The 20,894-nt window shown below is 57.4% G+C and carries 10 protein-coding genes and 6 pseudogenes; 8 read left to right on the top strand and 8 right to left on the bottom strand.

Features of this window, described 5'->3' with window-relative positions; translation table 11 throughout:
• The first annotated feature begins 32 nt into the window (after nucleotides 1-32).
• Both OVA07_RS00395 and OVA07_RS00390 read left to right on the top strand, forming a co-directional pair.
• On the top strand, nucleotides 33-1,424 hold the full coding sequence (locus tag OVA07_RS00395) for an exopolysaccharide biosynthesis polyprenyl glycosylphosphotransferase (RefSeq protein ID WP_268169502.1): 1,392 nt from the start codon (nucleotides 33-35) through the stop codon (nucleotides 1,422-1,424).
• Nucleotides 1,425-1,519: 95 nt separating this feature from the next.
• A pseudogene (locus tag OVA07_RS00390) lies at nucleotides 1,520-1,882 on the top strand (IS630 family transposase); the annotation flags it as partial.
• 234 nt (nucleotides 1,883-2,116) lie between these two features.
• Here the strand turns inward: OVA07_RS00390 and OVA07_RS00385 are convergent.
• Nucleotides 2,117-3,146 (bottom strand): annotated as a pseudogene (locus tag OVA07_RS00385) (IS110 family transposase).
• 72 nt (nucleotides 3,147-3,218) lie between these two features.
• Between OVA07_RS00385 and OVA07_RS00380 the strand changes: the two are divergent.
• Nucleotides 3,219-3,809 (top strand): annotated as a pseudogene (locus tag OVA07_RS00380) (IS630 family transposase); the annotation flags it as partial.
• A gap of 147 nt (nucleotides 3,810-3,956) precedes the next feature.
• Here OVA07_RS00380 and istB read toward each other — a convergent pair.
• The 6 genes and pseudogenes from istB to OVA07_RS00350 all read right to left on the bottom strand — a co-directional run.
• Nucleotides 3,957-4,727: pseudogene (gene istB / locus OVA07_RS00375) on the bottom strand (IS21-like element helper ATPase IstB); the annotation flags it as partial.
• Nucleotides 4,717-5,226, bottom strand: a pseudogene (locus OVA07_RS00370) (IS21 family transposase); the annotation flags it as partial. The pseudogenes istB and OVA07_RS00370, both read right to left, overlap by 11 nt.
• A 334-nt stretch (nucleotides 5,227-5,560) precedes the next feature.
• Nucleotides 5,561-7,537 (bottom strand): acyltransferase family protein, encoded by a 1,977-nt coding sequence (locus tag OVA07_RS00365; protein WP_268169498.1) that lies wholly within the window; start codon nucleotides 7,535-7,537, stop codon nucleotides 5,561-5,563.
• Between the two features lie 67 nt (nucleotides 7,538-7,604).
• Nucleotides 7,605-9,056 carry an oligosaccharide flippase family protein gene (locus tag OVA07_RS00360; protein WP_268169496.1) on the bottom strand — a complete coding sequence of 484 codons (1,452 nt, stop codon included), beginning with the start codon at nucleotides 9,054-9,056 and terminating at the stop codon, nucleotides 7,605-7,607.
• Complete coding sequence (locus OVA07_RS00355) at nucleotides 9,049-10,197, bottom strand: hypothetical protein (RefSeq protein ID WP_268169495.1); 1,149 nt, start codon at nucleotides 10,195-10,197, stop codon at nucleotides 9,049-9,051. The genes OVA07_RS00360 and OVA07_RS00355 overlap by 8 nt, the downstream gene beginning before the upstream one ends.
• On the bottom strand, nucleotides 10,194-11,381 hold the full coding sequence (locus OVA07_RS00350; RefSeq protein WP_268169494.1) for a hypothetical protein: 1,188 nt from the start codon (nucleotides 11,379-11,381) through the stop codon (nucleotides 10,194-10,196). The genes OVA07_RS00355 and OVA07_RS00350 overlap by 4 nt, the downstream gene beginning before the upstream one ends.
• A 1,022-nt stretch (nucleotides 11,382-12,403) precedes the next feature.
• Between OVA07_RS00350 and OVA07_RS00345 the strand changes: the two genes are divergently transcribed.
• The 4 genes from OVA07_RS00345 (at nucleotide 12,404) to OVA07_RS00330 (ending at nucleotide 16,938) form a co-directional block, all read left to right on the top strand.
• Nucleotides 12,404-13,570, top strand: coding sequence for a nucleotide sugar dehydrogenase (locus OVA07_RS00345; RefSeq protein WP_268169493.1), 1,167 nt, complete (start codon nucleotides 12,404-12,406; stop codon nucleotides 13,568-13,570).
• Between the two features lie 9 nt (nucleotides 13,571-13,579).
• Complete coding sequence (locus OVA07_RS00340; protein WP_268169492.1) at nucleotides 13,580-14,548, top strand: glycosyltransferase family 2 protein; 969 nt, start codon at nucleotides 13,580-13,582, stop codon at nucleotides 14,546-14,548.
• Between the two features lie 210 nt (nucleotides 14,549-14,758).
• Entirely contained in the window at nucleotides 14,759-15,889 is a 1,131-nt protein-coding gene (locus tag OVA07_RS00335; RefSeq protein WP_268169491.1) for an O-antigen ligase family protein, read from the top strand.
• Nucleotides 15,793-16,938 carry an alginate lyase family protein gene (locus OVA07_RS00330; RefSeq protein ID WP_268169490.1) on the top strand — a complete coding sequence of 382 codons (1,146 nt, stop codon included), beginning with the start codon at nucleotides 15,793-15,795 and terminating at the stop codon, nucleotides 16,936-16,938. The genes OVA07_RS00335 and OVA07_RS00330 overlap by 97 nt, the downstream gene beginning before the upstream one ends.
• 335 nt (nucleotides 16,939-17,273) lie before the next feature.
• Here the strand turns inward: OVA07_RS00330 and OVA07_RS00325 are convergent, their stop codons facing one another.
• The gene (locus OVA07_RS00325; RefSeq protein WP_268169489.1) at nucleotides 17,274-18,644 is read right to left on the bottom strand and encodes an IS1380 family transposase; all 1,371 of its coding nucleotides are present in this window, start codon (nucleotides 18,642-18,644) and stop codon (nucleotides 17,274-17,276) included.
• Nucleotides 18,645-19,191: 547 nt separating this feature from the next.
• Between OVA07_RS00325 and OVA07_RS00320 the strand changes: the two are divergent.
• Nucleotides 19,192-19,347: pseudogene (locus tag OVA07_RS00320) on the top strand (IS5/IS1182 family transposase); the annotation flags it as partial.
• Nucleotides 19,348-20,894 lie beyond the last annotated feature (1,547 nt).

The raw sequence follows: 20,894 nt of genomic DNA, 5'->3' as shown, positions 1-20,894 counted from the left end.
TACGGTCGCGCCGACAGTTGGAGCATTTTAGCATGAACCAGCAGGTAGGAATCGCGCTGTCAGCGTCAGATTTTTCGCGCAGCAGCGGGCGTCCGGTGGCAAAGCACAAGCTGAGAGCCAGCTTGGTTGCCAGCTTGGTGACATGCGATATCCTGGCCTTGATTGCCGGCATGGCCTTCGCCAACATTTTGCGGCTGGGTGAGACTTGGGCGGTTCTTTTATCGCCTCGCATTATCGCACTCATACCGATTTACTTGCTTAGCGCGGTTGCCTTGCGGGCGTGCACGGGCGATGCTCTGGTCAGCCTGTCCGAAACATTGAAGCGCGGTATTCTTGCTTTGCTGACTGCGGCAGGGATCTTAGTGTTTCTGCTGTTCGCATTGCAGGAGGCTCAAGCGGTTTCGCGCATCGTTATAGTAGTTGGTCTTGTCTGCTCGGGTATCTTTCTGACAGCGCTGCGTCTACTTCATCTAATTTATGCCAAAAAACGCCTCCATGGCCAGCTCTACTCTGTGCTGGTGTTGCATGACGGCCAGTATGCCTCATCGATCGGTACCGGCCTGTCGGTCAATATTGGGAAGACATTCGATCCCAAAAATGCCACCGCAGAAGATTATCATCGCCTTGCCGGCCTTATGTCATCAGTAGACCGCGTGGTTGTACGCTGCAATGCGGACCGTCGCGATGTCTGGGCTCATGTGCTGCAGGGGATGAATGTTCACGCAGAAATCATTGCTCCAGAAATCGCGCAAACTCATGCACTGGCAATTGGGGATTATGCGGGGCGCCCCACGTATGTCGTTGCGCGAGGCCCGCTTAACTTGCGTGATCGCCTGATCAAGCGCGGTTTTGACATTTTCATTGCTGGTTCAGCCATTGCCTTCCTTGCGCCTCTGCTGGCCGTTGTCGCACTCGCGATCATGCTGGAAAGTCGAGGTCCAGTGTTGTTTCGTCAGAAACGCATTGGGCGCCAGAATGGCCTGTTTTCGATCTACAAGTTCCGGTCAATGCGTGTTGAACTTTGTGATGCGAACGGGGTGAGATCGGCGTCACGGGATGATGACCGGATTACGCGAGTAGGGCGGTTTATTCGCAGCACGAGCATTGATGAACTGCCTCAATTGTTTAATGTCCTCAAGGGCGACATGTCGATTGTCGGGCCACGGCCTCACGCTGTGCACTCAACAGCCAGTTCTAAATTGTTCTGGGAAGTCGATAAGCGTTATTGGTATCGGCATGCCTGCAAGCCGGGGATTACTGGGCTTGCGCAAGTGCGCGGTTTTCGAGGCGCTACGCATGAGGAGCGCGATTTGACTGATCGGCTCGAGGCAGATCTTGAATATTTGGCACAGTGGTCGTTCTGGAATGATATCGCCATTATTGTGAAAACTGCAGCCGTGCTAGTTCACAAAAATGCGTACTGATTAGAGCGGTTTTCGACCGCTTTGAATTGCTGGGGGATTCCCGCCGGGCGTGATTTCTGATTCAGAATCCGTGCTGGTGAAGGAGGCTGGCATGTTTGGGTCACCCGCTTTCGATGGATTTGCGTTCTCGACTTCTGGCGGCGATTGACGACGGGCTGAGTTGCCGCGCGGCGGCAGCGCGGTTTGGCGTTGCGCCTTCGACAGCGATCCGCTGGGAAACGCAGCGCCGGGAGACGGGCAGCTTTGCGTCCAAGCCTCAAGGCGGTGACGTCCGGTCGCGCCGGGTTGATGAGCGAGCGGCGGATATTCTGGCTCTTTGGGAGGTGCGCAAGGACATCTCGCTTGAAGAACTGCGCGCTGCTCTGGCCGAGATGGGTCTGACCGTCTCGGTGGCCGGGCTTCACCGCTTCTTCGCGCGTCGGGGCATGACGCGCAAAAAACGTATGGCCCGCCCCGTTTGCAAGGGTGATTTTGAAGTGCTCTGATCAGTCTGCGTCAACGTATACAGTCTCATGGGTGACCCCATGGCCAAGATGGACATCCGCACGTCTGGAGCCACAATAAAGACATCGGCAACGAGTGCCATTTTTTTGGCCGGGCTTTCCAGACGCCGATCGACTGTCAGGCCATCTTCACGATCCTTCCTGCAAACATCGTTGGCCTATGTGCTCAGATGCACGCGGCCGATCCGGTTATGCCGCGACTGGGTAGCCGCGTTCGAACGTCGCGTCCTTGCGCAAGGCCGCCCATGCGATCCGCGCCAGCTTGTTGGCCAGCGCGACGACGATGGCATTGCGGTGGACTCCTCGCTCGATCATTCCTGTTAGCCAGCGCCCCAGTGGCGTCTCGCTGCGAGCTAGCGATGGCAGCGCTGCCCTGGCTCCGTGGATGAGCAAGGTGCGCAAGTAGGTATTCCCGCGTTTGGAGATGCCGAGCAACCGTGGCTTGCCGCCGGTGGTATGTTGTCGGGGTACCAGTCCGAGCCAGGCACCCAGATCCCGTGCCTTGGCAAAGCTGCTGGCATTGCCCACGGCCGCGATCAGAGCGGTTGCGTTCAGCACGCCAACACCGGGTATGGATGTCAGCCTTCGTGCGGCGGCATCATTGCGTGCCAGTTCGACGAACTCGCCGTTCAGGGTTTCGATCCTGCCATCGAGTTCGCGCCATTCGGCACGCAGTTCGCCCACCAACTGGCGCAGACGCGGTGACAACGTCGTATCCTCATCGGCCAGCAGGGCATCGATGCCGAGCTCCAGCTTGCGGCGCCCGACCGGGAAGATCGTGCCACGCTCCAGCAAAATCGCCCGCAACTGGTTGGTCAAGCTCCTGCGCCCTGCCACCAGGCGCGAGCGAACCCGGTGGAGCGTCTGGATGTCCAATTGCTCCTGGTTCTTGAGGTCGACGAACCGCATCGTGGGACGCGAGGCTGCCTCTGCGATCCCCTCGGCATCACGATCATCGTTCTTCTGCGCTTTGACATAGGGCCGAACGTATTCCGGCGACATCAACCTGATCTCGTGCCCGTGCGAGGCAAACAAGCGTCCCAGATGATGCGCGCCGCAGCATGCCTCCATCGCAACCACGCACGCCGGAAGCTTGGCGACATAATCGATCAGCGTCTGGCCGCATCGACCTGCGCATGATGACAGCGCCTGTCGCATCCACGCCCACCACACTGCAGGCATTCTTGCCCAAATCAACGCCAAGGATCACAATAGACATCGGTCCGCTCCTTTCCTTCTCAAGCACCGACATCATATCCGATGCCGGGGAAAAGGGGCGGGCCATCCCATAAAGACTGGGCACGCCATCGAGCAAGACCGGCCCGACGTCCTGAGCCAGCGCCGTGATTGGTTCGATGCCCAGACCGATCTCGAACCGGAACGCCTGGTCTTTATCGACGAAACCTGGACCGCCACCAACATGACCCGCAGCCACGGTCGTTGTGCCAAGGGCGAGCGCTTACGGATGGTGTTCCCGCACGGCCACCGCAAGACGACCACGCTGGTAGCGGGCCTGCGCATGACCGGCATGGTCGCGCCCATGGTGCTGGACGGTCCGATCAACGGCGACTGGTTCGAAGCCTACGTGGCGCAGGTCCTCGTGCCCGAACTGCGGCCCGGCGACGTTGTCATCATGGACAATCTGTCGAGCCACAAGCGCCTTGCAGTCCGTGACAGGATCGAGGCAGCAGGGGCAACACTGCGCTTCCTGCCGCCCTACAGCCCCGACTTCAATCCGATCGAGAAGGCCTTCTCCCGCCTCAAGGCCATGCTTCGAAAAGCGGGCGAGCGCACCGTGAATGGCTTGTGGGGCCTTATCGGCAAGCTCATCGACATCTTCCAGCCCAACTACTTCAGCTCGTGCGGCTATGATCCAGACTGATCGAAAACCGCTTTAGAGCAGAATTCATTCACTCAGCTTCATATCTTGCGGCGATGGAATAGTGCGTGGATCAGTTGAGTAGCGCTGAGATTTGACCCGGGTGGGTGTTGGATAAGTGCTGCCCACGAGGGGCATGGTCAAGAGCTGGGTTTGTCCCTTTCTGGATTTGGGTGCGGCGGAGCTGGCCCTGAAGCGGAAGCTGTCATTGCCTGTCTCGAGGATGTGGCAATGATGGGTGAGGCGATCGAGCAAGGCAGTGGTCATCTTGGCATCGCCGAAGACGCCAGACCATTCGCTGAAGCTGAGGTTGGTTGTGATCACGACGTTGGTACGCTCGTAGAGTTTGCTGAGCAGATGGAACAGCAGGGCGCCACCGGACGGACTAAACGGCAGATATCCCAGTTCATCCAGGATGATGAGATCGAGCTTGAGCAGCCGTTCGGCAATCTGGCCAGCCCTGTTGCCCGCCTTTTCCTGTTCGAGTGCAATGACCAGATCGACAGTGGCAAAAAAGCGCACCTTCCGGCGATGGTGCTCGACGGCCTGGACGCCAAGGGCGGTGGCCATGTGACTCTTGCCCGTGCCGGGGCCGCCAATCAGCACCACGTTGTCGGCACTGTCCATGAAGTCGCTGCGGTAGAGCTGACGTACCAATGCCTCATTGACCTTGCTGGCGGCAAAGTCGAAGCCGGCCAAGTCCTTGTATGCCGGGAAGCGAGCAGCCTTGATCTGATAGGCGATCGAGCGGACCTCGCGCTCGGCCATTTCTGCCTTGAGCAACTGGGACAGCGTCGGCACGGCCGCCTCGAACGCCGGGGCCCCTTGCTCAATCAGGTCGCTGACGGCTTGGGCCATGCCATACATCTTGAGACCGCGGAGCATTACGACCACAGCAGCACTGGCAGGATCATGACGCATGGCGCAGCTCGCTCAACGTGTCGTAGCGGCCGACATCGGCTTTGGGCTCCTTGCCGAGGCGCAAGGCTTGTGGGGCATCTATCGGGGGAGCTGGTGGAGCCTTCCCATCGATTAGGCGATGCAGGATCTTGAGAACATGGGTTTTGGTTGCCACCCCGTCCTCGAAGGCGAGTTCAAAAGCGCGCAGGACAGCCTGTTCGTCATGGTGCAGGACAAGGGACAGGATCTCGACCATTTCCTTGTCTCCGCCAAGCCGCTTGAGCAGCCTTACCTGTAGTTGTCGGAAGGCTTCGAGCATCTCCAGGAAGGGGGCGCCATTGCGCAAGGCGCCCGGCTTGCGCTGAACAACGGCCAGATAGTGCCGTCAGTCACAGATCGTACGCCCGGACCTGTGATGGGACCGATCAATGATCCGCTCGTGCTCACACAGAAACTGCCCTTCCGCGACAATGACAAGCCGTTCGGGATACACACGCACACTGACGGGCCGATTGGTGTAGCGCGACAAACTGGATGAGGATTCGTGTTGCCTCACGTAATATGTTCCCTACAAGACATTGCCAAGCAACGCCGACCCCGGCCGATGCGGCTGCCATTCCCTCATTGGGCGATGAAGGTATGACTCTGAACACGAGCGCTCGTGTATGTGCAGTGCGCCAAACTTTAAGCCGTCGCTGGACTGTCCGCAGGAGTCCCTCCGGGTAATTTCCCGGCACCCCGGTCTGGAGCTTTTTCAGCAGCTCGCGTCCAGTGCGCCAGGGATCCAGATCGCTGTAGGGTCGCTGGTGGTGCATTTGCAGTTCGCACCTCGCGGCCCGCCGTCTCGATTCCGGCTAAAGTTCAGGAACTTGGCCAGCCAGCGCCGCGCTCAGCGCCGGAACGGCGAGGCTGGCGCCGTACCGGGTAACGTGATTGTCGTCGGCGTAAAGTGCCTTGTTGTCGAGAACGCCTACGCAAATGCCCGAAGTGCACCATTTGGAACCAGTGTCGATCGCCATCACGTTCGGATGCGAGGCCATCGCGGAGCGCATTACGGTGCGAAGGAAGGCCTGTCGAGCATCATAGGCCTCCTTGGTCACTTCCCAATGGGTCGTGCGGTGGAAACGCGCATCGAGCGTGGCTTCACGCGAGACGATGTATTCCTGTTCAGGTGTTCCGTAGACAATGATAATGCGCTTGCCGGGCAAGGCGTTGATCATGCGCTCCAGCCCGGCCGCAAAGACGCGGTGGGCCTCGGTAGCGCTTTCCGCTTTCGACTGGTCGTCTGTGATGAAGCGCGACCAGGTATTGACCCCGACACGACTCGATTCAGCCGCGGAAGCCCAGCGACTGACCAGAACGACAGTTTTCACGTCAGGCATGGCCATCGCCTCGCGTGCCGCGCGCCTCATGAACTCGCGGCATTTGGGATTCTCCTGATTGATTTCCAGCAGCGCAAAGCACCCCTCGCGCATGAATATCCGGCCGCGAAGTCCGTCCTTCTCTGCCGCTTCGGCGATCCCCGTCATCATGGCATCAGCGAAACTGTCACCGATAACCGTGAAGGTGACAGGCTGTCCCGCTACCCCAAAATCACACCCACGGCCCTCGGCAATCTCTGACCCGGACCTCTGGAGGCACTCACTACGTCGCGGATTGATGTCACGCCCGCCGTTTGCGATGCCCAGCATCTCGGGCGAATAGCGGTCGGGAAGTCCTTGAGTCTTGTGCACGACTAGCGCGAAGATACAGAGTGGCAGAAAGACTGCTCCGGCCACAGCAAAGACTTTCTTGGGAGCGTTGAAATTCGACGACCGGAACGGATTTTCTACATATTTCCAGCTTAACGTACCCAGTGCTATCGAAACAGCAATTGCGACGAAACTCATAACCGGCGTTATCTCGCCGTATGAAACATAGCGCATGTAGGCCATGACAGGCCAGTGCCACAGGTAGAGCGAGTAGGAAATCCAACCGAACCAGACCAGCACGGTGTTTTCCAGTAGGCGGCTTGCTAGGTTCGCATCCCGGCCGACATGGATCAGTGCAGCCGTACCGAGCACTGGTAGCGCGGCGGTCGGACCAGGAAATGGCATCGTGGTGGTATATACGAAAGTCGGGAAGGTGATCGCGGCAAGCGCCGCAATGCCAATGATCTCGCGGGCAAGCACCGACCGCACTTGCGGAACCATGCCCATCGCTAGCATCGAGCCGATCAGGAACTCCCAAGCGCGGCCTATCGGGGAATAGAACGCGCTCGTTGGCGCCGTTTGCACTTGGTAGCAAGACCAAATGAACGACAGTAATGCGATTACTATCACCAGCGCATTTCGAACCAATGCAGGCGCTCTCCACATCAGGGAGAGAACTACTGGAAAGAAAATGTAGAACTGCTCTTCAACCCCGAGTGACCACATGTGGAGCAGTGGTTTGGTCTCGGACGCCGAGTCGAAATATCCCGCGATCTGCCAGAAGTATATGTTGGCGGCGAAAATGGACGTTGCGAAGAGGCTCTGCCCATACTCACGAAATTCGTGCGTGGTTAGGAGAAAATACCCGACCGCGCTTGTAAATATTAGGAGCGCGGCAAGAGCCGGCATGATGCGTCGTACACGTCGGACGTAAAACCTTACAAGGCTGAAATTTCCACCATCGAGTTCGCGACACATGATCCCGGTGATCAAGTAACCGGAAATCACGAAAAAGATATCGACGCCTGTGTAACCGCCTGAAAAGACTGTGAATCCTGCGTGAAATAGGAGAATGGGAAGGATCGCGAGCGATCGCAGACCATCAATGTCACGCCTGTAGGTGGCTCCGCTGTGCTTCATGATTGTCGTTTACTCGCTACAACGCTGACTATTTCCATCCCGCTTCAACCAGCCAAGGCCAGACCGGCTATTTTGCTGCCTTCGTCACGATCTTGCGCACGTTGTGGATCATGTCGTCGGCGACCTTCCGCTCGAAAATGTAGATGCCTGCCAAGTACATTATGCTGTAGATTAGGAGGCTGAGGATTGTGCCCGGAATGCCAGGAATTCCATGATCCACCAGCAGGCCCGAGCCCCAAGCGATCACGAAGATGCCGATGACGGGCATGATCGCCTTGAGCAGATGGCCAGCTCGCAATGATGAAAACTTGAACAAGAGGTATTGCATGGAGATGATTTTGAAGACGATGAACACACCGGTCATCACCGCCACTGCCGTTACGCCATAGAATGATGCGAGGTAGATAACCCCCATGCGGGGCAGTACCGAGATGACCTCGCTCATGAGGATGATATTCGCTTTGCCGCGCGCGGTGAGCGCGGCGGTGATCAGATTGTTTCCGACGATCTGGATGATCGAGGTAAGCGCGAAGACCTGAACGACGCTGACCGCCGCTGTCCATTCAGCGCCGAAAATCACCGCGAGCCATTTCTGGGTGAGGATCGAAATCACGCCGATGATCGGCAAACCGAAGATGAGTGCGGCGCGGACAGCACCCACGTAGACAAGGCGAAAGGCGCGCTCCCGGCTTGCTGCGCGCGTGATGCGGCTGATCCTTGAGAACAACGGAAACGTGAATTTGAAGACCACTGTGCCAATGAGATTTCGCGGCTGAGCGACGAGGCGCCGACCGAAATCATAAAGGCCGATACCTGCGATTCCCAGCTTTGGGCTAGCAGCGAGGATCTCCGCATTCATCGAAAGATAGTTAACGATATTCTTTAATGTTATGTCACGTGCCGTATTGTCCTTCGGATGCTCCTCTGATTCGGTATTAAGTGGCAGATTGCGCATGAGAAGTACTATAGCGACAACCGAGCCGACGATTCGCGCGATGATCGCACCGATGACATCATGCCAAACCAGCAGCAATCCGATACTCAATATCGCAAAGAGCGAATAGCGGATGATATTGCTTATTTCGATCTCTTTGTACTTCAGATCCCGCTGCTTGACCGCCACGATGATGAGTACAACGCTTTCGGAAAGTCCTGAAATAATCGAGATAATTGCCGTAGATTCCCGAAAGCCTTGCGTCGCGCTGGGCACGAATGCGTAAATTCCTACGCAGATTAACAAGGCCAGCACCGTAAGCGCGACCGCACGCACGATGATCCCTGTAAGCTCAGGGCGTGAGATCGAGCGCCGCATCACGATTGCGAAGTCATTGCCTAGGGGCAGCATCACGCTAAGGAAGCCGATGAGGAAGAGCGCGATCGCGAATTCGCCCGAAGCCAGCGGATCTAGGAAGAATGCTACCGAACCGACTGCGGCGAACTGCGCACCGGCACCGACGAGCGCGCCGATAGAGGTCCATATGCCGCCGCCTTTGACGCCGCCGAGCTGCTTTTCAGCCATGGGCGGTTAATCCCTTACGCGCGAGTAGAGGGGCCATGATGTCGTGGAGAGAATCTTCCCAGTACATCTCGTTGGTGGAATTGCAGATGGCCACGATCTTCCTGCTCACGTCGGAAAAATCGGCAATGATCTGGCGGCTGAATTCGGCCGCATCCTCTACGTTACGGGGATCGTAATAGTGCACGTAATCGGCAAAACGGCCCTCGATATCATTGAAATGACGGCTCATCATGACCGCGCGACCATTGGTGACATAATGGAAGAACTTAATTGGTGATTCATCGTGAAGCCGGTCGATCCGGTAAGGGATAAGACCTATTCGAAAGCGCCGTACGAGTTGATTGACTTGTTGGGCGTTGTACGGCCCACCGTAGGTGACATTGGGGTGCGCCTCGAGATTGTCGGTTACCGTCTTGTCGTACGCCTTTCCGCAGACAAGGACCTTAAGCCCCCGATCGGCAAGACCTAGTACAAATTCATGATCGAACTTGTCGGTGATAAAACCTACGAAGCCGAGGTCGAATTCTGGGTAACTTGCGTCTGCAACACCGCTTGCTGCGGCGGCATCCGGGCGCAGGATGCGATTGGCTAGGACCACCCCCTTGTCGAAGGACCGGATGGAATCGGAACTGACGCCCGTAATTAGGTCCGCGTGCTCGTTCACCCACGCATACTTGGCGGCAACATGGTTCCGGTCAGCCTCCGTGTAGCGGTTGTGCTTCACGAAGTTGTCGATGAGGTCGTACCAGTAGAAATGACCCTCCAGTGCCTCGGCCGGGGGGATGAAGAATGGATTGAAGTCGAGGATGACGTTGATCGCATCGTCCGCCGGAGCGGAGCAGAGCGCTGTGTTGTGCAGGCCGATCGACTTGCGAGCCCATGAGCGCCTCTCGCGCAGCGGCCCCAGGAGAGAAAAATCCAGCTTGCGGTGATAAGTCACGCCTTCCATCGTCGGCGGGCCGCGGAACCCGCCGAGTATCCGCTCAGGGATGGTGTCGGGCCGTTCAAGCCAATCGATCGAGAGTACCCCGGGCATGCGGGCAAGCGCCTGCAGCATCATGAGATCGCGTACCGAAAAGCCGAACTGGGCGGCAAACTGCAGCTTGCGATAAGGGATGATCTTGAAGCGTATATGCATCATCGTGCAGGTCCTCCATCCGCGACTATCCGTTCGAACGCAGAGAAATTCTCATTCGAAAGCAAGGCCAGCGGATAGAGACGTGCCTCTGCCGTTTCGGGGTCCGCGATACCAATAAAAGCGCCGCCGTCTGTGTATGTCATGTCGAGTTGCGTGCGATAATGCTCCGCCACCGCAGCACGTTCGAGAGCGCTGCCATCGCCAAACTGCCGGAATACTTCCATCACCTCGAAACCGGGGGGATTGTAACCGTATGACCAAGTGTTCCGCTTGAGAGCAGCCATGAAATCAGGCTTGACGGACCGGGCGAAGGCCTCGCGCGATACCGCATCGACGCGACCGAGATCCCACCCCAGCGCCTTGATGCGCGCAAGGCCATGAAGCGTGAAAATGATATATCCCGCCTCCTTGGCGGCATGGTATTTCGCAAGGGAATGGAGGCGCTTGTAGATTGGCGCCTTGCGCAACAACTGGTTGCCAATCCACGGGTCGATGATACGTACGATTGATTCCGCACGGGAGATCAGCCCCAGTTTGGTGGTTAGCGGGAAGGAGAGCATGTGGGTGACCATCTGCTCTCCATTGAGGCGGCAGTGCCTGTCTAGAGTGGCAAGGAACTGTCGCAGTTCGTCCGCGAGGTAGGGCGCATGCGGAACGCACATGGCGCGAGCCATAGCATACCATATCTGGTGATTGAGCGTGGAATCAATACCGCGCAGCGTGCCGTCGTGCTCACGCACGTTCCAAGCTCCGAGTTCCGCATTATAGGGGAAATATTTGCAGAGCTTCACCGCCGCATCAAGCGGTTCGCTCCAGCCCAGTTTGTTGCCGGCTTCCACGAGTCCTTCGACGATCCATGCAACGCCGATCACGCCGTTGACCGTATCCTTCGACAACTTCTGCCGCGCGACTGGAACTCGCCCTTCGGCGAACGAAGAATCCGAGAGTATTCTTTCCGTGAGCGTTCTTGCTGCCTCGCGAAACCAGGAGTCGCCTGAAAGCTCTGCTGCGCGCAACAGAATGATCACCCAATGCGCCGAATTGCGCAGAGGCGTCTGCGGATCATGATGCGGTCCGTTCCACCCGGCGGGCACGCCGTTTTCAAGGTAACTGAGACTCTTGAAGCGGCTTGCGGCGCGCAGGATCAACTCACTTGGCGTGGGGCATGCTGTCATCGAAATGATCACTACCTAGTTGCGTGTCTGGGGTAATTACGTTGATGCCATGCCTTGTCCGATACAGCCTGCGGGCAATACCATATCAGGCTCCGGACACTTCGACATATGCAGCAACCGCCGGACCATAAGACGATGATACTTGCTGCATGTGCGAGAATGATGCTTGCTGCATGTGCGAGAAATAGCCATCGAATGGCGGACCAGTCAAACGCATTCGTAGCGGTGTCGAGGACAAAAGTTCCAAAGCGTTTCGAGCCGGTGGCCTTGGCAACGGAAATCTTGTGCCAACCGCGGAACGGCCTTTGGTCAAAACCACACCAATTATTGAATTATTGGGGGCTGGCGCTCAGAATGCGGCATCGGTTCCTCCGGGCGCCCCCCCGGGGCTTTGGCAGCCACGATCGCAAGAAATCCAAACCCCTGCGCGATCTCGGAACATGGCGCATGCCTTGCGATCGCAGGCAGGCAGAGGGATTGGTAGGGGTCTTCATCCTGTTCTGTGGGCCCTTTCTTCGTAACAGGATCCTATTACTACGCATCAATATTTGTTTAATTTTGTCGTTGAAACCCGATGGCTGGTCCTTCCCCGAACCTCGGCAAGTTCCGACCGACCGGATATGCGCAGTGTCGGAAGACGAGGGTGGGCGGATCTGGTATTACCGCCGTCTCGGCTGGCGGTATCAACCGCAGTTCATGATCAATAGGGGAAATCGGCGAGCGCCACGGATTCCGCTTCCGTAGCCGCCAATCGAATGCAAGCGATCGGCGGCCTTTCCGGTTGATAAATACCAGACGGCAATGTCATGTGCAGATGCAGCATAATGTCGTTGACTGCGCTAACCGGAAAGTTGAATAGGCGGGGCGGGCAGATATTCTGGAGACGAGGGATTATGGTGCTTTGATGAAGCGGTCCGGCAGGATACCGGGGTGCCGTTGCTAGAGTACCGTCTGATGTTCTTTGCGCCTGTCATCGTTCCTGGCCAAATGTCTCTCGCGGATGGCCTCATGAAACACCGAGTGGGAATTCCTTGATGAAAATTGCCGTTTTCGGGTTGGGTTATGTCGGACTTTCCAATGCTGTTTTGTTGGCCCAGTACAACGAGGTCGCTGCGGTTGACATTTCGGCCGATCGCGTGACCATGCTCAATGCCCGCCAGTCGCCGATCGACGATGCTGAGCTGGAAGAATTTCTCGCGACGCGCCCGTTGAACCTGACTGCGACGCTAGATCCGGCAGAGGCACTGGCGGGGGCGACCTACGTCATCGTGGCCACGCCCACCAACTACGACGTCGAGACTAACAAGTTCGACACGTCCTCGGTTGAGCTGGTGATCGCCACGGCGAGGGACTTAAACCCGGACGCCACGATCGTCATCAAGTCGACGATCCCGGTTGGCTTCGTCGAGGACGTACGCGCTCGGCTTGGCACGCCCAACGTGATCTTCAGTCCGGAATTCCTGCGCGAGGGCAGGGCGCTTTACGACAACCTGCACCCTTCGCGCATCATTGTGGGCGAGCAGTCGGAACGGGCAAAGGTGTTCGCCGATTTGCTACTCGGAGGCGCGGAGAAGAAAGACGTGTCGATCCTTTTCACCCATGCGGGCGAGGCCGAGGCTATCAAGCTTTTCGCCAACACTTACCTCGCGATGCGCGTCGCCTTTTTCAACGAGCTGGATAGCTACGCGATCGCAGGCGGCATGGACACGCGCCAGATCATCGACGGGGTAGGCCTCGACCCGCGCATTGGCACACACTACAACAACCCTAGCTTCGGCTACGGCGGCTATTGCCTGCCCAAGGACACCAAGCAGCTGCTTGCGAACTATTCCGACGTCCCCCAGAACCTGATCCGCGCGATCGTGGACGCCAACAGCACGCGCAAGGACTTCCTCGCCGAGCAGGTCATCGCCGGCAAGCCGCGCAATGTCGGCATCTTTCGCCTTGCGATGAAGGCCGGATCCGATAATTTCCGGCAATCGTCCATCCAGGGCATCATGAAGCGGATCAAGGCCAAGGGCATTGAAGTGGTTGTGTTCGAACCCGCTATAGCCGAAGACGAGTTCTTCGGCTCGAAAGTGATCCGCGATCTCGACCAATTCAAAGCGGAATGCGACGTGATCATCGCCAATCGCATGACTGAGGCAATCAGCGATGTTAAAGCAAAGGTGTTCACCCGTGATCTCTTCGGATCAGACTGAGCGGATCGAATGAGCAGATCTGATACCCGTGCGCCAGAAACAGGCAACGCGAAAGGGCGAAATGTGTCGCAGACCGTCAAAGTCTTCGTCGGGGTTCCAACCTGCCGCAATCCGGTTGGTTTACGAAAGACGCTGGACAGCATTTTTGCGTTGGAGACCGAGCACAGCGTGCAGGTTGCAGTGATTGACAACGATGCTGGTCAGCAAGGTCGTTCGGTGGTGGAATCCTATCCAGCCCCAATCTCCTATGTACCTGAAGCGCGGGCGGGGATTCCGTTCGCCCGCAACGCCATCATCGCAACTTTCTTGGAATCCAGTTGTGATCACCTGCTCATGATCGACGATGACGAGATGGCATCGAGAAGCTGGATCGATGCGCTTGTTGTGGCGCTCCAGCAAGGGGCCGACGTCGTCGCCGGACCGGTCGTGCCGGTCATTCTAGGCACACTGCCGCCTGGGCTTCTGGAGGAAGATTACACCAAATCCCAACTCCCCGTGCTAGAAGGGGTGGAGCGCGTGGACAGTACAGCCAATATCGGGATGAGCCGTGCCTTCCTGCTCAGATGTGAGGGCCATTTCTTCAACGAGAGCTATGCTATGTCGGGCGGATCCGACAGTGAGTTCTTGCGGCGCACCGCCCGCTTGGGGACTTTGCATGCCTTTGCCGCGAAAGGCCTTGTCTACGAAGATATTGGCCCTTCGCGTTTGTCCCAGGACTGGCTGCTCAAGCGTCATTTTCGCAACGGCACTGTTTACGGTCGGGTCACGGCAGAGCAGAAGGGCCGGATCAAGGCGATGCTATCGCTCGGCTTTCGGTCCCTCGCACTCATCTTTCGTAGCAACATTCGGCGCTTGCAATCGCGCGGTAATCCCCGGATAGAGTTTCTGAGCATGCGCGACCGTGCGCGTGGCAGCGGAATTTGGAGCGGTCTCAACAACCGAATTTACGACGAGTATGATCCCAAGAACTACCGGTAACGGACAATCCGGTCGGATCATGGATTCACCATGAGACAATCTGTACAATGTCCCAGGAACAAAGCTTTGGCCTCGCAGAGATTTTTCCACCGCTGGTTTACGTTCGTCATCTGCATCGTCCTTGCATATTACACGGTTGGCCTCGATCCATTCCCAGCTCCCCTGGTCTACAGCGTCCGTATAGTTAACCCCTACGACGACGTTGTCCGCATGGCGCTGATGACTGTGCTGTTCAGCGTGAGCGTACTGGTCTATTTCTGGCACGCCCGCGGCAAATCATTACATGTCTTCCCGCTATCACTTTGGATCCTTCTCGGTTGGATCATCGCCTCAACTGCTTGGTCGGTCGGGCCAGGGGATACGTTCAAGCGCGGCATACTAACCGTTTTAACCACCTTTCTAGCCTACACCAGCGCGCAAGCCCTTGGTGTCGAGCGAACGATCAAAGTTAGCACCAAGGTTCTAATTTTCCTATGCATTGTTAGTTTTTTGTCGTGCCTAGTGGTCAAGAACGCCATCCACCAGCCCGGTGATGCTGCTGAAGTCGTTGGCGACTGGCGCGGCCTTTTCCCTCACAAGAACAATACCGGGGCCTACTGCGTAATCGCGCTTCTCGCGCTTGTCTCGCCCTCCCGTCCTACACGCCCCCTCTATGCGCTGCTTTTGGCCCTGCCAATTTTCGGCCTTCTCGTTATGACCGGTTCGAAGACTTCGCTCTTCCTCTTTATACCCGCATTGCTCGTGCTCCTTGCAGTGAACAAGGCGTTGAAACTCAGCGATGGCAAAATCACCCTGATGAAGACATTGCTTGTCATGATCGCATTCTCACTCATATCGGGCACCCTGCTTTCAAGCTACCTCATTGAAATACTGAACGACCCTACTACCCTTACGAACCGTGCGATGATCTGGCAGGTCCTGTTCGCTGCAATCGGGGATCGACCGCTCCAAGGTGTCGGCTTTTCGGCATTCTGGAATACTCCCTCCAATCCCTACGTTACGGGGCAGTTCGTATACATCGCCGAACTCACGCAGGGCCACAACGGCTACATCGACGTGACAGCTGCGATCGGTTTGGTCGGCTTGATCCTTGCACTATTCGCGTTGTTCGTGGTTCCGGTGCGCGACGGTATTTTTGTGTGGCGCGCTGAATCGGCTTCGATCCCATTTCTCTTTTCGGTAATTTCTTTCTTCTTCATGCACAACTTTACCGAGTCCTCTCTTCTTCGCACAAGCATTGGAACATGGTTGATCTTTTGCCTGATTATCGGCTGCACCTACACCGCCAGGCTCGCGATTCCTGGCAAATTACCAAGGCAGGCCAGAATGCCGTTTTCATGATCGCATCTGCACTAGCGCTGGTGGCGGTGGCAGCGACAGCGACAGCAAGCCATGCACCAGACCGCGAAGCAAGGCACAACGCCTGCGGAATTCCTGTCGCGGTTATCAAAGATCTTACTTTGCCGAGCCTCTATGGCGGCAACCCCCTTCCCGATCCAAAAGCAGTCGCGGTAACGATCAATAAGGGTAAACCGCTTAAGGATTTTCTCCGACTGATTGAAAGCAATGCTGTATCATTAGCTCCCGACAAGCGCGCGTGCGCACTTGCCGAGATGGACCGCTGGGCGAGGTCTGACGGACTTCTCGGTAAGTTCAACCATCAGGGCAACTTCGAAAGACACTGGACGGTGGCTGGCGCAGCTACTGCCTTTGACGCGATAAATTGTCAGCCCGCACTCGATGCCGCATCGAAGGCTCGGGTGGCACACTGGTTCAATCGCCTTGGCCGCGCGATGATCGACGCCTCCGGCCGCATGAACGTGATCACCGAACAGGTCGGCACCATGAACAACCACGGCTACTGGTTAAACTACGCCGTATTCATGGCCGGCAAGGTGTCCGGTGACGAAGGACTGATGAAATGGGGGCGGGATCGCACGCAAGATGCCATAATCGCTGAAGTCAAGGCCGACCGGTACGCTACAGGCATTCTGCCCCGTGAAAAGGCCCGGGGGGCGCTCGCGCTGCATTACCAGCTATTCGCAGTGCAACCGCTCGCCGCGCTTGAGGCAGCCGCCAAAGGAACCTCAATGCCTCTCAACAACGATGCGAGCGAAGGGCTGGCTCGCATCGTGAAGGCAACGGCGCGCGCCGCCAGCCATCCGACCTACGCTGACAACGTTATGGGAACAAAGCAGCTCGACAGTTTCCACCCAGGACGCAGTCTGGAGGAAGACGGTCAGGGTCTGATGATCTGGCAGCTGTTTCATAACGATCGAAGTGTGGGTGCAATGATAGAAAAAGCGAGGATAAAGCCCTCATCACGGCTGGGCGGGAGCACGATACCTATCTGGAGCCAGAGTTGCATAATCCGCGCACATCGGAACTGAAACGTAGCCCTTGCAGATGCTTTGCATGAAGGCGGGCTCGGCGAAACAAGGCTTCGTGCATAGACAGCATCGCGGAAATCTGCATGTTCTTCGTGCGTAAGCGGTAATAATCTCCCACATTTTCAGATGGCACGAGGTTGGTAGTTTTGCCACAATGAACGGCTAGCCCGTCCTATTCATAAGCCTGCCGTTCTGTGGCGTTCCGGGCTCGATGTGACGTTGTCCGCGTGACCTGGGCGAGCGCCTTCGCCGGCGTTTGTCACCATGTCAGGAGCGATGGGCTTTCCAGGGTTGAAGGACGAGGGCTCGGGCTTTCGGCGGCACCGCCGCACTGGCTATGTTGGTGCTGGCCGGAGACGGGTGGCGATTGCTTTGAACACGCCGATATCGGGGCAGGCTGAGGCGAAGGCCACACGGATACGCGATGCGGTTTCGATGACGCGGGCGGCGACCTTGAGCAAGCGCAGGCGTCGCGTCGCGAACTCGGCTGCGGCGAGCGCCGTGGCCCGGGGTGTTTCCTGCTGGATGCGCCACAGCAGCCAGTATGAGGCGGTATGCAGGATGAGGCGCATCTGGTTGGCATTGGCCGAACGGCACGAGGTGCGATCGCTGGCGAGCTGGGTCTTGTGGCGCTTGATCAGGTTCTCGGCCTGGCCGCGCGCGCAGTAGAGCGTGTCGTAGATGTGCTCGGCTGAGCCTTCGGCCAGCGAGGTGACGACATAGCGGATGTCCATGCCCAGCGTGCTGACCTCGATCCGTGCGACGACGCGGCGCTGACAGTTCCAGCTCTTGGCGCCGTAGCGGGTCTCGGCATAATTGCGCAGCACCGGATACTGGGCCTTGGCACGCTTGACCGCGCAGGCATCGGCGACGGCAACGATGACCGGATCGGCACGCAGCGCGGCGTTGGTCGGCAAGCCGAACACGTAATCGACGCCTGCTGCTTCGCAGAAGGCCATGACCTCGGGCCGGCCGTAGTGGCCATCGCCACGGATGGTGATGAGAGTATCGGGCCATTGCCGGCGGATATGGCGCACCAGGCGCCGGATGTGGCCGGCCGCTTCGGCGCCCGACGGTGTCTTGCCGGTGCGCAGCAGCATCGCCACCGGGCGGCCAGTCGCAGTGTCGTAGACATGGATCGGCAGGAAGCAGCGCTCTCCATGATGCCCGTTCCAGAACGACAACTGCTGGTAGCCGTGGACGACATCGCAGGTATCATCGATGTCCAGCGTCACCGCCGCCGGTGGGGCCGGATAGCTGGCACAGTAGACGCCGATCATCTCGGCCATCATCCTGGCCAACACACGCGTGTTCGGTGCATTCTCCCAGCGGCTCACCGTCGGTTGGCCGGCCAGCCCCGCGCCCGGTCCTGGCAACTTGCCCAGCGCCAGGCGGAACCCCGGATCGTCGCGCAGGGCGTCGAGATCATCGGCATCCTCATAGCCGCAGGCGATCGCGAACACACGGGCCCGCAAGATGTCATCAAGCCGATGGACCACCCGCGTCGGATCACGTCGGTCGGCGATACAAGCCGTAAGTCGCCGACAAATCCCCATCGCCCGCTCGGCCTGAGCCAGCAACAACACACCGCCGTCCGAGGTCAGGCGGCCACCGTCAAACGCAGCTGTGGTCTTCTTCCCGCCAACAGCTGGGAATCGGAATGAGGTTGCGTTATCTTCATTCACGGCGGGGGTGGCCTGTGGCATTTTCTGCCATGCGGCAGGTTCGGACTAGACACCCAGATCCTAATTCAGATCAGAGGCTTATGTCACTCCCGCCAACCCTTCAGGCCACCTTCCGTGAATAAGAGCGGCTAGGTGACCCATGAGTGTTGGTTGTCATTTATCATGTGCTCCCGTCGCTACGCCAACGGCTCCGTGTAGCACGAAGCCGACAAGCGGTGCTATCAAGAGGGAACAGGTTACGTCTCTGCCGAGGCAAGCTGTAACATATTTACATAAGGCAACCCGTCACTTCGATGATAAGGCAATGCGACAACGGTGACCACCCTCGCTATTGGCCGGACGCTACAGCGCAATATTGAAAGCGCGCGTTCGGCCAGCAGCGCTACCGTCAGAACCTACGCCACCACTCGGGATGCGACCGGAGCGTTCAATCAGATTATATGCTGGTTCGGGCTACGGAATCGTTAAACGCTGTGAACCCGAGCCGAAAGTTGCTGAGCGACACCAGCACACCGTGCTTAGTTTCACTGGCCTTCGGCTCACGCCTCTTTGCGAAGAGATGACTTGCATGGTGATATGGACTGGAATTGCCCGGCACAAGCATAGCCGGGAGGGATTGCGATATCCATCGGATTGCCGACGCTGAGTGGACATTTGCAGCCCATTCGTGCCTCGAACAAGGCGTGGAGGCCGCCTCTTGATGGCCAACATGCGCGACGCCCTATAGTTCGCCAATGATGCGCCGGAACCAGACAGTTCTTCTGGTGCGTGACGGCATGTTCGACGCAGGTGCCGGATCGAGGGGTTGGCAGCCCTGGCTGGCTCAACGGTCGCCTTGGGCATGAGCTCGCCCGTGGGTTTGCCCCTGCAAATTCGGTATATGCACATCCGATCAAACAGCCACTGGCCGCAATGTTCATTCCCGACACATGGGGAGCAGGCAGGCAATTGCATGGGGTGGTGAGGAGAAGTGGGCGCTCGGTAGAACCGTAGCGAATAGCTCGTTCGGTAGAACCGAAGCGCCCAACAGTCGAGGAGCGGCGAGCCGCGCCTTACTCGAACACACTCGGCCTTGACCGGAAAAGCAGAAGCTCGATCGGCCGGGTCGCAATGTGTTCTGGCAAACATGGATCAACCGTGCTGCCTGACCGGAAATCTGAGACGACAGTCAGAAAGATGGGATTCTCCTGTCATCACGGAGCCTTGATTTCGCGTTGCCCTTAAGCATTACTACTTACCGCGGCCCGGTAGGATTACCGTTAGGGCTTATTTGGTTAACGCGGGGTTACCAAGCCGCAATTTTTATTACGAAAAGTTCCGTATGGTCAGGCTGAGTGGTAGCGCTGATATGATTTTTACATGTTCAACGCTGTTGCGAATGGCGCAAGGGAAGATGTCCAAGCCAGGATGCAAGGCGCAGACCAAGCGAATGAAGGGGCGCTATCCGAGACCGGGCCTAGGCGTCTCAGCGCCATGCCTTCAGAACGGCTTCCATCCCGAACTCATGTAATCCCGGATGGTTGAGAGCGATCACAATGAGCCATTGTGCAGGAAAGTGTGGCCGCTCATCTCGCCATAACGGTCTTCGGAAATTTTCAGCAGTAAGTCGCACCTGGGCTGTCAGGCATGTTGGCGACAGCGTGACAGCAGGGATGCTGTGTCCAGACCTATTTCAGGCGGCAGAAAGGTGCAGTTAAAGGTGTCCACGTGCTCAGTGACGACGTTCAAGCTTATTCAAAGCTTCACAAATGTGAATTGCAACGAATGGCAAATTTAGATTGTCCGCCATGCACAAGGCTTCGTCGAGACGATCCTGCAGGATTGTGAGTGCGTCGGGAACTGTCTGAGCATGGGCAGATCCGATAGAATGGATCAATGCTGGCGATTTGCGCATTCCCTCGTCCTTCGTTGTTATGGTTAATAGGCGCCTCCTTTTGTCGTGAAAATTTCAAGACGCAAGGATGAAAATGTAAAATTCTTTCGCACGCGCTAAGGCTGCGTTTGCCGCAGTTTATCGGGCTTCGCCGGATAAAAGCGATTGCCGTTTTCGCGTTTGCGTGATCGACGATGCCACTTGCGCAAGGATGGCGCTTGAAATCAATGCATTACGATAGCGCGGGGTTCCGGCCGTCCCATTCACCATGCGCAGATGCCCTGGCGTTGCGAAGGTACTCCCAACGAATGGAGGATCGCACGAAACGCTTCAGTGGCTATCGTCAGCACCGGCATCGGTGCTGTGAAACATGCCAGCAGCGACGCGCTTGGGGCAAT

This window comes from Novosphingobium sp. SL115, from assembly GCF_026672515.1.
Lineage (GTDB): Bacteria > Pseudomonadota > Alphaproteobacteria > Sphingomonadales > Sphingomonadaceae > Novosphingobium.
This window is presented reverse-complemented; position numbering and strand designations above follow the sequence as displayed.